The 12,941-nt window shown below is 74.8% G+C and carries 10 protein-coding genes and 2 pseudogenes; 5 read left to right on the forward strand and 7 right to left on the reverse strand.

Features of this window, described 5'->3' with window-relative positions; translation table 11 throughout:
* Window positions 1-176: 176 nt before the first annotated feature.
* Window positions 177-1,184 (forward strand): annotated as a pseudogene (locus tag WBK50_RS19430) (MFS transporter); the annotation flags it as partial.
* A 1,016-nt stretch (window positions 1,185-2,200) separates the two neighbouring features.
* Here WBK50_RS19430 and hisH read toward each other — a convergent pair.
* The 4 genes from hisH to hisD form a co-directional block, all read right to left on the reverse strand.
* On the reverse strand, window positions 2,201-2,836 hold the full coding sequence (hisH, locus tag WBK50_RS19435) for an imidazole glycerol phosphate synthase subunit HisH (RefSeq protein ID WP_341336969.1): 636 nt from the start codon (window positions 2,834-2,836) through the stop codon (window positions 2,201-2,203).
* Between the two features lie 86 nt (window positions 2,837-2,922).
* Complete coding sequence (gene hisB, locus WBK50_RS19440; protein WP_341336970.1) at window positions 2,923-3,522, reverse strand: imidazoleglycerol-phosphate dehydratase HisB; 600 nt, start codon at window positions 3,520-3,522, stop codon at window positions 2,923-2,925.
* Window positions 3,519-4,634, reverse strand: coding sequence for a histidinol-phosphate transaminase (locus WBK50_RS19445; RefSeq protein WP_341336971.1), 1,116 nt, complete (start codon window positions 4,632-4,634; stop codon window positions 3,519-3,521). The genes hisB and WBK50_RS19445 overlap by 4 nt, the downstream gene beginning before the upstream one ends.
* Window positions 4,631-5,950, reverse strand: coding sequence for a histidinol dehydrogenase (gene hisD / locus WBK50_RS19450; protein ID WP_341336972.1), 1,320 nt, complete (start codon window positions 5,948-5,950; stop codon window positions 4,631-4,633). Before hisD ends, WBK50_RS19445 begins: the two co-directional genes overlap by 4 nt.
* 100 nt (window positions 5,951-6,050) lie before the next feature.
* Here hisD and WBK50_RS19455 point away from each other — a divergent pair, with 100 nt between their 5' ends.
* Together WBK50_RS19455 and WBK50_RS19460 are read left to right on the forward strand one after the other, a co-directional pair.
* On the forward strand, window positions 6,051-7,208 hold the full coding sequence (locus WBK50_RS19455; protein ID WP_341336973.1) for a winged helix DNA-binding domain-containing protein: 1,158 nt from the start codon (window positions 6,051-6,053) through the stop codon (window positions 7,206-7,208).
* Between the two features lie 9 nt (window positions 7,209-7,217).
* Window positions 7,218-7,631 carry a hypothetical protein gene (locus WBK50_RS19460; protein ID WP_341336974.1) on the forward strand — a complete coding sequence of 138 codons (414 nt, stop codon included), beginning with the start codon at window positions 7,218-7,220 and terminating at the stop codon, window positions 7,629-7,631.
* Between the two features lie 136 nt (window positions 7,632-7,767).
* Here WBK50_RS19460 and nadC read toward each other — a convergent pair whose 3' ends face one another.
* From nadC to nadA, 3 genes are read right to left on the reverse strand one after another with little or no spacing between them, the layout of a single operon-like run.
* Entirely contained in the window at window positions 7,768-8,664 is an 897-nt protein-coding gene (gene nadC / locus WBK50_RS19465) for a carboxylating nicotinate-nucleotide diphosphorylase (RefSeq protein WP_445942284.1), read from the reverse strand.
* On the reverse strand, window positions 8,661-10,259 hold the full coding sequence (locus tag WBK50_RS19470) for an L-aspartate oxidase (protein WP_341336976.1): 1,599 nt from the start codon (window positions 10,257-10,259) through the stop codon (window positions 8,661-8,663). Before WBK50_RS19470 ends, nadC begins: the two co-directional genes overlap by 4 nt.
* A complete protein-coding gene (gene nadA, locus WBK50_RS19475) occupies window positions 10,256-11,269 on the reverse strand; it encodes a quinolinate synthase NadA (RefSeq protein WP_341336977.1) in 1,014 nt (337 codons plus the stop codon). The genes WBK50_RS19470 and nadA overlap by 4 nt, the downstream gene beginning before the upstream one ends.
* Window positions 11,270-11,435: 166 nt before the next feature.
* Between nadA and WBK50_RS19480 the strand changes: the two are divergent.
* Window positions 11,436-12,184 (forward strand): annotated as a pseudogene (locus WBK50_RS19480) (NUDIX hydrolase).
* 5 nt (window positions 12,185-12,189) lie between these two features.
* Window positions 12,190-12,870, forward strand: a complete 681-nt coding sequence (locus WBK50_RS19485; protein WP_341336978.1) for an LON peptidase substrate-binding domain-containing protein — start codon at window positions 12,190-12,192, stop codon at window positions 12,868-12,870.
* Window positions 12,871-12,941 lie beyond the last annotated feature (71 nt).

The following is a 12,941-nucleotide window of genomic DNA, read 5'->3' on the forward strand; positions in this document are numbered from 1 at the left end:
AGGGATCGGCGCACGCGGTCGTGCGTCTTGATTCCGACCGCATCCGTCCCGTTCGACCACGACCCGACAGGTCGAGCGCCGTCTCGGCAGAACCCCCGCAGCAGGCAACAGTGGCCGCTGCGGTGGCCATCCGGTGGTCCCCACACCGATGGTCCGGGCTCCGCCGGAGGAACCCCATGCCCGTCGCTTCCGTCGGTACGCGCCTTCGCGCGTCCGCCCGGCTCCGTTCCGCCCCTTCGACCCCACCCTCCTTCCGGAGGCTCCGGCTCGCCGTCACCGCGCTGTTCGCGTTCGACGGCGCCGTGTTCGGCAGTTGGGCCGCCCGGATCCCGGACGTCACCGTCCAGGTCGGCGCGACCCACGCCACCCTCGGGTTCGCCCTGCTCTGCGTGTCCCTCGGCGCGCTGGCGAGCATGCAGCTCACCGGCGTGCTCGCCGCCCGGTTCGGCTCCGGCCTCGTCGCCGGGGTGGGGGTGGCGGCGACCTGCGTGGTCGTCCCCCTGCCCGGGCTCGCGACGTCCGTCCCGCAGCTCTGCGTCGCGCTGCTGCTGTTCGGCGCGCTGACCGGCCTGGTCAACGTCGCGATCAACAGCGCCGGCGTGGCCGTCGAGGCCATGCGGCCGGAGAAGCCGCTGCTCACGTCCCTGCACGCCGCCTTCAGCTTCGGTGGCCTCGCCGGGGCCGCGGTGGGCGGGCTCGCGTCGGCGCTGGGCCCGGTCGAACCGCATCTCCTCGCCGTCTCGGCGGTCGGGCTGGCCGTCACCGCGCTCGCCGGCCCCGTACTGGTCACGGTCGGGCGCGCCACGGCCGCTGCCGCCCCGTCCGCCGGGTCGGACGAGCGGGACCCGAAGGACGGGCGCCGGCTCGTCGTCCTGCTCGGGCTGATCGCCGGCTGCACCGCGTTCGGCGAGGGCGCCCTCACCGACTGGGGCACCCTGCACCTGCGGGAGACCCTGCACGCCGCACCCGGGCTCGCCGCCGCCGGCTACTCCGGGTTCTCCCTCGCGATGGCGTGCGGCCGGCTCTCCGGAGGCTGGCTGCTGGGCCGGCTCGGTGAGACCCGGCTGCTCGCGGGCGGGGCCGTCCTGGCCGCGACCGGCATGACCGCCGCCCTGCTGACGACCTCACCGATGGTGGCGCTCGCGGGATTCGTGCTGGTCGGGCTGGGCCTGGCCAACCTGTTCCCGATCGCGATCGCCCGCGCGGGGGCGCGCTCCGGTTCCCGGGGCGTCGCGCTCGCGTCGACCGTCGGCTACAGCGGCCTGCTCGGCGGCCCGCCCGCGATCGGCTTCCTCGCCGAGCACGCCGGCCTGCCGGTGGCCCTGGCGAGCGTGCCGCTGCTGGCACTCGCGGCGGCCGGGATCGCGCTGGTCGTGGCGGCCGAGCGCCCCACGCTCCGCCTGCCGGCCCGCATCGTCCTGCCCGCCGGGATCCGGCCCTCGCGACTCGCCGGACCGGTCCGGGCGCCGTTCGCCCGACTGGCGACCGCCGCCGCGCGGGACGTCGAGAGCGCCCCGGGCTCGGGTGTGCTGGCGACGGCGGCACGCGCCGCCCGGAGCGGCCGCGCCGGTGTGGGATCGGCCGTCCGGGAGCTGCCGCGGTCCGCACCCCTGCGGGTCGTGCGCACCGCCCACGCCCGGTTCGCGGCGACCGCCCGCCCCGCGATCCTGCGCGGCGCGGCGGCGGTCGAGCGCGCCGTGGCGAGCGAGCTTCCCGGCGCTGACGAACGCCGCCGACGGCGGGACGGACGCCAAGGCCCCGGGCGCGCACATCCGCGCCTACCCGGGCCTGGAGCGCCTCGCCGCCTGACCGCGGATCGTCGTGTCACAGGACGCCGGGTAGGCCTTCGGGCCTGCCCGGCGTCCTCGTCTTGCGGCTTCTCAGGCCGCGGGCTCGCCCGGTGGTGTGGTGGCCGCGTCGTCCGGGCCGTCCTCGCGGGCGGCCGCGGCCCGGCCCCGCGCCGCGGCGTGACCGAGCCCGACGACCAGCCCGACGACGATCAGCAGCACCCATCCCCACCAGGGCAGACCGCCCAGCGCGGTGGCGATGACGCCCGCGAGGGCGGCGCCGGCGACGGTGCCGAGCGTGCTGGACGTCGAGGTCCGGCGGCGGCTCGTCGTGGTCCGGCGCCGCGTGCTGCTCCGCTTGCGGGTGGTGGTCCTCCTCCGGGCTGCGGCCTTCCTGCGCGGTGCGGCGGCCATCAACCGACCACGTCGCGCAGCCAGTTCTGCAGCACCGTCGCACCGGCGTCGCCGGACTTCTCCGGGTGGAACTGGGTGGCGGACAGCGGCCCGTTCTCGACGGCGGCGACGAAGTCCTCGCCGTGGTGCGCCCAGGTGACCATGGGCGGGCGGATGACGTGCGACTCCTCCATCTCCCAGCGCCGGACGCCGAAGGAGTGGACGAAGTAGAAGCGGGTGTCGGAGTCGAGGCCGTTGAACAGCGTGGAGCCGGGAGCGGCCTGCACGGTGTTCCAGCCCATGTGGGGCAGGACGTCCGCCTTCAGCCGCTCGACCGTGCCGGGCCATTCCCCGCAGCCCTCCGCCTCGTCGCCGAACTCGACGCCGCGGTCGAACAGGATCTGCATCCCGACGCAGATGCCGAGCACCGGGCGTCCCCCGGCGAGCCTGCGGTCGATGATCTGCGGCCCGCGGACGGCGTTCAGGCCCTGCATGCAGTGCGCGAACGCACCGACGCCGGGGACGACCAGGCCGTCCGCCTCGCATGCGGCATCGAAGTCCGTGGTGACGGTGACGTCCGCACCCACCCGGCGGAGCGCACGCTCCGCGGAGCGCAGGTTCCCCGATCCGTAGTCCAACACGACGATCTTCGACACGCCTGCCAGCCTACCGGCCCGCTCACGCATGGGTCCGCGATCCGACGCACAGGCCGCAACCTGTGCGCGAACCCACGAACACGGGTCTAGAGGGTGCCCTTGGTCGAGGCGATCCCCGTGATCCTGGCGTCCGGTTCCGTCGCGGCGCGCAGGGCGCGCGCGATCGCCTTGAACTCGGCCTCGGTGATGTGGTGCGGGTCCCGGCCGTCGAGCACGCGGACGTGCAGCGCCAGGTGCCCGTGGAACGCCAGGGACTCGAAGACGTGCCGGTTCAGCACAGTCGGGTAGTGCCCGCCGACGACGAAGCCAGCCATCACGTCCGGCTCGCCGGTGTGCACCGTGTACGGCCGGCCGGAGACGTCGACGACGGCGTGCGCGAGCGCCTCGTCCATCGGGATCCAGGCGTCGCCGAAGCGGCGGATGCCCTTCTTGTCCCCCAGCGCCTGCCGGATCGCCTGGCCCAGCACGATCGCGGTGTCCTCGACGGTGTGGTGCGCGTCGAGATCGACGTCGCCCTCCGCGCGGACGGTGAGGTCGAACGCGCCGTGCTTGCCCAGCGCGTCGAGCATGTGGTCGAAGAACGGGACTCCGGTGCTGATGTCCGTGGTGCCGGTGCCGTCGAGATCGATCTCGACGAGGACCTTGGACTCCTTGGTGACCCGCTCGATGCGGCCGATGCGACTCACGAAAGCTCCTCCGTTGCGACGTCCGCTGCGACCTGCAGGAACGCGTCGTTCTCCTCGGGCGTGCCGATCGTGACCCGCAGGCGTTCCGGGATCCCGTTGTCCCGGATCAGCACGCCGCGCTCCAGGAACGCCCGCCAGGCCCGGTCCGCGTCAGCGAACCGGCCGAAGAGCACGAAGTTCGCGTCGCTCGGGACGACGTCGTAACCGGCCGCGGCCAGCTCCGACATCACCCGGTCCCGTTCGGCGGACAGCAGCGCGACGGACCCGAGGGTCGCCTTCGCGTGCATCAGGGCGGCCCGCGCGGCGGCCTGGGTCAGCACGGACAGGTGGTACGGCAGCCGGACGAGCTGCAGCGCGTCGACGACCGCGGGTGCCGCGGCGAGGTAGCCCAGCCGCCCGCCCGCGAACGCGAACGCCTTGCTCATGGTGCGCGAGACGAGCAGCTTGTGGCCGTGCGTGGCGAGCAGCGTCGTCGCGCTCGGGTACGAGGAGAACTCCGCGTACGCCTCGTCGACCACGACGATCCCCGGCGCGGCGTCGATCAGCGCGGCCAGGTCGTCCGGGGCGATGGACTGGCCCGTGGGGTTGTTCGGGCTGGTCAGGAACGTGATGTCCGGCGCGCGGTCCTTGAGCACCTGCCGCGCGGCGTCGACGTCGATGGCGAAGTCCGCGCCCCGCGGCGCCGGGAGCCACTCCGTCCGGGTGCCGGAGGAGATGATCGGGTGCATCGAGTAGCTCGGCTCGAAGCCGACCGCCGTGCGCCCCGGTCCGCCGAAGGCCTGCAGGATCTGTTGCAGGATCTCGTTGGACCCGTTGGCGGCCCACAGGTTCTCCGACCCGAGCTCGACGCCGGTCTGCGCGGTCAGGTACGCCGCGAGATCGGTGCGCAGCGCCACGGCGTCCCGGTCCGGATAACGGTGCAGGTCCCGCGCGGCCTCCTCGACGGCCGCGGCGACGTCCGCGACCAGCTCCGGCGGCGGCGGGTACGGGTTCTCGTTGGTGTTGAGCCGCACCGGGACCTCGAGCTGCGGGGCGCCGTACGGCGACTTCCCGCGCAGGTCCTCGCGCAGCGGCAGCTGGTCGAGGGTGACCTCGGCGCCGATCGCGGTCATGCCCGGAACCTCGCCGTCACGGCCTGGCCGTGGGCGGGCAGGTCCTCCGCCGTGGCCAGGGTCACGACCTTGTCCGCCACCTCGCGCAGCGCCTCCTCCGTGTACTCGACGACGTGCACCCCGCGCAGGAACGTCTGCACGGACAGCCCGCCGGAATGCCGCGCGCACCCGCCCGTCGGGAGCACGTGGTTGGACCCGGCGCAGTAGTCGCCGAGCGAGACCGGCGCGTACGGGCCGATGAAGATGGCGCCGGCGTTGCGGACACGCGCGGCCGTCTCGCGGGCGTGGGCGGTCTGGATCTCCAGGTGCTCCGCGGCGTAGGCGTCGACGACCGCGACGCCGTCGTCGAGGCTGCCCACCAGGATCGTGCCGGACTGCGGCCCGGACAGCGCGGTGCGGATGCGCTCGGTGTGCTTGGTGGCGCCGACCTGCGTCTCGAGCTCGGCGTCGACGGCCGCCGCCAGTTCGTCGGAGGTCGTGACCAGCACCGATGCGGCGTTCGGGTCGTGCTCGGCCTGGGAGATGAGGTCCGCGGCGACGTGCACGGGGTCCGCGCCGCCGTCCGCGAGGACCGCGATCTCGGTGGTGCCGGCCTCGGCGTCGATCCCGACCAGGCCGCGCAGCATGCGCTTGGCCGCGGTGACGTAGATGTTGCCCGGGCCGGTGACCATGTCGACGGGCTCCAGCTCGGCGCCGTCGGTGTCCGTGCCCCCGTGGGCCAGCAGCGCGACGCACTGGGCGCCGCCGACCGCCCACACCTCGTCGACGCCGAGGAGCGCGGCCGCGGCGAGGATCGTCGGGTGCGGGAGGCCGCCGTTCTCGGCCTGCGGCGGCGAGGCGACGACCAGGGACTCCACCCCCGCGGCCTGCGCGGGAACCACGTTCATGATCACACTCGACGGGTAGACGGCCAGCCCGCCCGGGGCGTAGAGCCCGACGCGGCGGACCGGGACGAACCGCTCGGTGACGGTGCCGCCGGGGACGACGTGGGTGACGACGTCCTGGCGCCGCTGGTCCCCGTGGACCTTGCGGGCCCGCTCGATCGAGGTCTCCAGCGCGTCCTTCACCGCCGGGTCGAGGTCGCGCAGCGCGGCGCTCAGCGCGTCGGCGGGCACGCGCACCGACGGGGGCCGCACCTTGTCGAACTTCTCCGCGAACTCCAGGGCGGCCTCGGCCCCGCGCTCGCGCACGGCCTCGACGATCGGCCGGACCGCCGCCAGCGCCGCGTCCACGTCGACCTCGGCGCGGGGCAGCATCCCGCGCAACGTGGCGGGGCGTGGCAGTGGTTCGGAACGCAGGTCGAGGCGGCGGAGCATGGTCCTCAGGGTACGTCCTGCGGCTCCGCCGCCCGTGCGCGGTAATCGTTGCTCGGGCGAGGATTACCGCGCACGAGCGGCGCAGCCGCATAATCCCGGCGTGCCCCTCCCCGAGATCGGTCCCGAGCAGCGACGGGCCCGGCTCGCGACCCGGCACCGGCTGGCGGCTTCGCACCGCACGGACGACGTCGGCGCGATCGTCGACGACCTCGTGGCCCTGCACGCCACGGACCCCGTCACCGTCTACCTCTCCGCCGCCACGCGGATGCGCACCCCGGCACTCGCACCGATCGAGACTGCGCTCTACGAGGACCGCACGCTGATCCGCCACCACGCGATGCGCCGCACGCTGTGGGTGTTCGGCCACGGGAACGCCCGGCTCGCGCACCACGGCGCGACGGTCGACGTGGCCGCCGTCCAGCTCCGCAACCTGCTGAAGCAGCTCGACGCCGCCGGGGTCCCCGACCCCGCGGCGTGGCTGGCGCGGGCGCGGGCCACCGTCCACGAGCTGCTCGCGGCCGAGGGTCCGATGCCCGCCCGCGACGTCGGCACGCGGCTCCCCGAACTCGCCATCCCCGTCCCGATCGGCGACGCGACCGTCGCCGCCCACTCCCGCGTCCTGCTGATCATGGGCTTCGACGGCCAGGTCCTCCGTGCCCGACCCACCGGAACCTGGATCAACGGGCAGTACCGGTGGGCGGCCGCAGACGCGTGGGTGCCGGGCGGGATCGGCGCGGCCCTGGAGAAGCAGGTCGCCGCCACCGGGCTGGCCGCGGCCTACCTCCGCGCCTTCGGCCCGGCGAGCCGTGAGGACCTGAAATGGTGGGCCGGCTGGACGGTGGCGACGACGAAGCGTGCGCTGGCGGACGTCGGCGCGGTCGAGACGACCGCCGGCTACGTCCTCCCGGACGATCTCGCCCCCGTCCCGGACCCCGGCCCGTCCGTCGCCCTGCTGCCCGGGCTGGACCCGACGACCATGGGCTGGAAGTCCCGGGACTGGTACCTGGCCCCCGAACTGGTCCCGCAGCTGTTCGACCGCAACGGCAACGGCGGCCCGTCGATCTGGGCGGACGGCCGCATCGTCGGCGGCTGGGTCCAGCGCAAGGACGGCACGATCGCGACGGAGCTCCTGCTCGACGTGGGCACGGAGGCCCGGGACGCCGTGGACGAGGCCGCGCACGTGCTCGAGAAGCTGCTCGGCGACGTGCGGTTCGCGGTCCGCTATCCCGCCCCGATGCAGGCCCGGCTGCTCGCCTAGGTTCACCCCGTGACCGACTGGTTCCTGGCGGGTGAGAACGAGGCCGACGCCGTCGCGTCGATCGCGAGCGGCGAGCGTTCCTTCGACGAATGGCCGCACCTGTCGGTCCCGCTGCGCCGGGCGGAGCTCGCGGTGCTGCACGCCGCGCTCACCGAACCCGCGCCCACGGACGGGCCTCTGCCGCCCGGCCTGCTCGCCGTCGAGGTCGACGAGGGCATGATCGTGACGCGGGTCCCGGCGCCCGTCGTCGAGGCCCTCGCCGAGATGACACCCCGCACCGCGCCGCGGGTGATCGCCGCGTGGTCCGCCGGGATCGACCATCGCGAGCCGGACGCTCTCGGCGAGATCCTCACCGAGCTCGCCGCCTTCGCCAGGGCCGCCGCGGAGACCGGGAGGCCGGTCCTGGAGCTCGCGCCCTACTGACCGGAGCACGCGAGCCGACAGCGGCACGGTGTCGATCTTCGTTGACGGCCGCCCGGGAGGCCCGCGCCGATGCGGCGGTTTCCGCAGCTCAACCCCGGTTGTGAGCGTGGAACCCCGGTCTAGCGAGGTTCCACGCTCACAGGAGGTCGAGGCCCAGGTCCAGGGCGGTGACGGAGTGGGTGAGGCCGCCGACCGAGATGAAGTCGACCCCCGTCTCCGCATACTCCCTCGCGTTCGCCAGGACCAGCCCACCGGAGGATTCCAGGAGCGTCGGCAGCGAACCCCGGCGGCGCACGGCCTCCGCGGTCTGCGCCGGACTGAAGTTGTCCAGCAGGACGAGCTCCGCGTTCAGGGCGAGGACCTCGTCGAGCTGCTCCAGCGAGTCGACCTCCACCTCGCACGGCAGGTCCGGCGCGGCCGCGCGGGCCGCGGTCAGGGCCGCGGACACCGAGCCCGCCGCCGCGACGTGGTTGTCCTTGATCAGGACCGCGTCGCCGAGGCCGAGCCGGTGGTTCATCCCGCCCCCGCACCGCACCGCGTACTTCTCCAGCAGCCGCAGCCCGGGAAGGGTCTTGCGGGTGTCCCGGATGACGGCCCCGGTGCCCTCGACGGCGTCGACCCACCGGCGCGTCGCGGTCGCCACCCCGGAGAGGTGGCAGAGCAGGTTGAGCGCGGTCCGTTCCGCGGTGAGCAGGCCCCGGACCGGGGCCCGGACGACCAGCGCGGGCTCACCAGGGACGAGCCGGGACCCGTCGGTCAGGGCGCTGACCAGCTCGTACTCGGGGACGACCCGGTCCAGCACGGCCCGCGCCACCGGGATCCCGGCCAGCACGCCCCCCGCCCGCGGGGAGAACTCCCCCACCGCGACGGCGTCCGCCGGGACGGTCGCCGCGGTCGTCGCGTCCGGGCCGTAGCGGAGGTCCTCCTCCAGGGCCGTCCGGACGACCCTCAGCAGGTCCTCCTGGTCCGGGACGCCGATCTCCGTCGCCCCGCCCACTCCTGCTGCACCGTTCACACCGGAGACGGCAGTCATGCCACACCCGCCAACACGTCGGTGCCGATCACCGGACGCCCGCTGGCGTCCAGCGAGATCGGCAGGCTGGAGCGCTGCCACACGTCGTCGCGCTCGGGAAAGTCCGTGCGCACGTGGCAGCCACGGGTCTCCCGCCGGGTCCCGGCCGCGGCGAGCACGGCCTGCGCCAGCAGGGTCAGCGCGGCGTCCTCGACGCCGGCCCGGTCGATCGGCGTCGCCGGCTGCGTCGCCGCCTCCACGACGTCCGACGCCACGGCGAGCCCGGCCGCGTCCCGCCCGATCCCGGCGAACGCGCTCATCGCGCGCTGCACGACCCCGCGGTCCGCCACCCCGACGGCGGGCGCCGGCAGGACCAGCTCGGACGATGCCGACCGCGGCGTCCCGAGGTCCGCGACGACCGCGCGGACGACCCGCTCGCCGGTGACCAGCCCCTCGAGCAGGCTGTTCGACGCAAGCCGGTTCGCGCCGTGCAGGCCGGTGCGGGCCACCTCGCCCGCGGCGTAGAGCCCCGGGACCGACGTCCGGCCGTCGACGTCCGCGACGACCCCGCCGCACGCGTAGTGCGCCGCCGGCGTCACCGGGATGGGCTCGCGGCGCGGATCGACGCCGGCCTCCCGGCAGGAGGCGAAGACGGTCGGGAACCTCTTCGCGAAGCCGGGGAGCCCCGTCGCGTCGAGGTACACGGCGTCCGCGCCGGTCTCGGCCATCCGCCGGGTGATCGCGGCGGCGACGACGTCGCGCGGCGCCAGGTCCGCGAGCGGGTGGACCCCGGTCATGAACCGGGTGCCGGTGCGGTCCCGCAGCACGGCGCCCTCGCCGCGGACGGCCTCGGTGACGAGCGGGCGCCGCCCGACGGCCGGGCCGGTGTAGAGGACCGTGGGGTGGAACTGGACGAACTCCAGGTCCGCGGCGGTGGCTCCGGCCCGCAGGGCCAGCGCGACGCCGTCGCCGGTGGAGGTGCCCGGGTTCGTCGTGCTGGCGTAGAGCTGCCCGTACCCGCCGCTGGCGAGCAGGACCGCGGGCGCGCGGAGCAGTCCGGGCCGCCCGGCGTCGTCGAGGACCGAGAGGCCGGCGGCCCGCCCTGAGGCGTCGCGCACGGCGTCGACGGCGACGTGGCCGGTGAGCAGGGCCAACCCGCTGGCGGCCGCAAGCAGGGCACGCTCGACCTCGGCGCCCGTCGCGTCGCCGCCGGCGTGCACCACGCGGAACGCCGAGTGGCCGCCCTCGCGGGTCCGGTCCAGCCTGCCACCCCGGGCGTCGAACGAGGCGCCCCGCTCGCGCAGCCGGCGGACCGCCGCCGGGCCGCCGCGGATGATGGCGGCCACCGCGGCCTCGTCGTTCAGCCCGCCGCCCGCGGCGAGGGTGTCCGCGATGTGCGCCTCGACCGAGTCCCCCGCGAGGTCGCCGAGGACGACGGCCACGCCGCCCTGGGCCCAGCGGGTGCTGCCCTCGTCCGCCGCGTCCTTCGTGACGACGACGACCCGGAGCCCGGCCTCGGCGGCGTCGAGCGCGGCGGTCAGCCCCGCGACCCCGGTGCCGACGACGACCAGGTCCGCCGAGGCCTCCCAGAGCCGATCGGCCGCGTGGGCGGTCACTCGCCGCCCCCGGGCTGCCCGATCTCGATCATCCGCTGCACGGCGCGCCGGCCGCGGGCGGCGAGCTCGGGGTCCACGTGCACCTCGTCCGTGCCCTCGCGGACCGACCGCAGCAACGCGTCCGGCGTGATCATCTTCATGTAGGTGCAGGACGCGCGGTCGTTGACGGCGCGGAAGTCGATCTCCGGCGCGGCCTTGCGGAGCTGGTGCAGCATGCCGATCTCGGTGGCGACCAGCACCGACTTCGACGTGCTGGCGCGCGCCGCATCGAGCATGCCGCCCGTCGAGAGGATCTTGACCCGCTCGGCCGGGACCGCGCCCGCGGTGGCCAGGTAGAGGGCGGACGTCGCGCAGCCACACTCGGGGTGCACGTAGAGGTCCGCCTCGGGGTCCGCCTCGGCCTTGGCGGTGAGCTCGGCGCCGTTGATCCCCGCGTGCACGTGGCACTCCCCGGCCCAGACGTGGATGTTCGTCCGGCCGGTGACCCGGCGGACGTGCGCGCCGAGGAACTGGTCCGGCAGGAAGAGCACCTCGCGGTCGGCGGGGATCGACTGCACGACCTCCACCGCGTTCGACGAGGTGCAGCAGATGTCCGTCTCGGCCTTCACCGCGGCGGTGGTGTTGACGTAGGCGACGACCACCGCGTCCGGGTGCTCGGCCTTCCACTCGCGGAGCTGCTCGGCGGTGATCGAGTCCGCGAGGGAGCAGCCGGCGCGGGCGTCCGGGATGAGGACCGTCTTCTCCGGGGCGAGGATCTTCGCGGTCTCGGCCATGAAGTGCACGCCGCAGAACACGATCGTCCCGGCCTCGACCTCGGCCGCGAGCCGGGAGAGCGCGAGGGAGTCCCCCACGTGGTCCGCCACGTCCTGGATGGCCGGGACCTGGTAGTTGTGCGCCAGGATCACCGCGTTGCGCTTCTCCGCGAGCGCACGCACCCCGTCGGCCCACCCCGGGCCCGGGTCCTCGGAATCCGTCGCCGGGGGCGCAGTTCGCGTCGCCGTCAGGCTCATCGTCGTCCTCCCCAGGACGTCGGACCTGTTTTCGCCTGATGGTCGAAAACGTGGCGATACTAGCAGCCGGATCCACCTCCGGCCACCGTCCTCGTGACCCGGAACTCACCTGGCCGTAACCCGCACGTCGCCGAGGCGGCCGCGCGCCCACCCCTACGATCGCCCCATGGACCGCACCCCGACCCGTCCGACGGGACACGAGGTGCTCGCCGCCGTCCTGCAGATCCGCGCCGGCAGGCTGCAGGTCCTGCTCTGGCAGCGCGCCCGGGAACCGGACCGCGGGCGGTGGGCGCTGCCCGGCGGGCGGCTCGGGGACGACGAGGACGTCGAGGCGTCCGTGCGCCGCCAGCTCGCCGAGAAGGTCGACGTCCGCGACGTCACGCACGTCGAGCAGATCTCGGTGTTCAGCGCGCCGGAGCGGGTCCCGGGCGTCCGGCTCGTCGCGACCGCGTTCCTCGGGCTCGTCCCCTCCGACGCCGATCCGGCCGTCCCGCCGGACACCGCCTGGCACCCCGTCGCGCACCTGCCGGACACGGCCTTCGACCACGCGGAGATCATCCGCGACGCCCGGGACCGCCTGCGCGCCAAGCTCTCCTACACCAACCTGGGCTTCGCGCTGGCCCCCCAGGAGTTCACGATCTCGGCGCTGCGCGAGCTCTACGTCGCGGCGCTGGGGCACGGTGTCTCGGCCACCAACCTGCAGCGGGTCCTCACCCGCCGGCAGGTGCTCGTCCCGACCGGGGGACGGCGCCGCCCGGTCCCTCCGGCGGGCGGCCGGCGGCCGAGTTCCGGTTCACCGACCGTGCGCTCAAGGTGACGGATGCGTTCGCGGTGCTCCGGCCCCCGGGAGCCGCCGGATCGGGGTGTGCCAGGACCGATTCGCCGGGCGGCGGGGCGGCGACGGCCGTACCGTGAGCCGCGTGGTCACGACGATTCCCCTCTTCCCCCTGGGCACGGTGCTGATGCCCGGGGCGTCGCTACCGCTGCACGTCTTCGAGCCGCGGTACCGGCAGCTGACGGTCGACCTGATCACGGGCGCCGTCCCGAACAAGGAGTTCGGCGTCGTCGCGGTGCGGGAGGGATTCAACCCGGACGTCGACGGCATCGAGGCGCTGGCCCCGGTCGGGTGCACCGCCGCACTGCTCGACGCCCGCCGGCTGCCCGACGGCCGCTACGACATCGTCACCCGCGGCGCGCGCCGCTTCCGGCTGCTCGAGATGGACGAGTGCTCGCACTCCTACCTGTGCGGATCCGTCGAGTTCCTGCCGGACGCCGAGAAGGCGGACGACGGGGACGACCTCACCCGGATGCTGTCCGCCTCGGCCCGCGCGGTCCACCGCCGCTACTGCGCGACGGCCTGGAAGAGCGACGACTGGTCCGAGCCCGCCCACGAGGTGGGCGCGGCGGAGCTGGCGCACGTCCTCGCTGCGGACTGCCTGCTGCCGATGTCGGACCGCCAGCAGCTGCTCGAGGAGACGCACCCGGTGCAGCGGCTCCGGATGGTGCGCATGCTCATCGCGCGGGAGGCGGGCCTGCTGACCCGCCTGCGCGCCGTCCCCACCCCGATGACCACGTACTCGACGGACCAGAGCCCCAACTGACCGCGCGTCACGCAGCCACAACGCGCTTCTCGGGCCCTCGTTCTCGCGTTGTGGAGCCACAACGCGGTTTT

Source organism: Pseudonocardia sp. T1-2H (assembly GCF_038039215.1).
Classification (GTDB): domain Bacteria; phylum Actinomycetota; class Actinomycetes; order Mycobacteriales; family Pseudonocardiaceae; genus Pseudonocardia.

Excerpts from the sequence above, each read along its gene's own strand:
- nadC (WP_445942284.1), bottom strand. The coding sequence starts at position 8,664 with ATGACTGCCGTCTCCGGTGTGAACGGTGCAGCAGGAGTGGGCGGGGCG.
- WBK50_RS19445 (WP_341336971.1), bottom strand. The coding sequence starts at position 4,634 with ATGACCGCGATCGGCGCCGAGGTCACCCTCGACCAGCTGCCGCTGCGC.
- hisD (WP_341336972.1), bottom strand. The coding sequence starts at position 5,950 with ATGCTCCGCCGCCTCGACCTGCGTTCCGAACCACTGCCACGCCCCGCC.
- nadA (WP_341336977.1), bottom strand. The coding sequence starts at position 11,269 with ATGAGCCTGACGGCGACGCGAACTGCGCCCCCGGCGACGGATTCCGAG.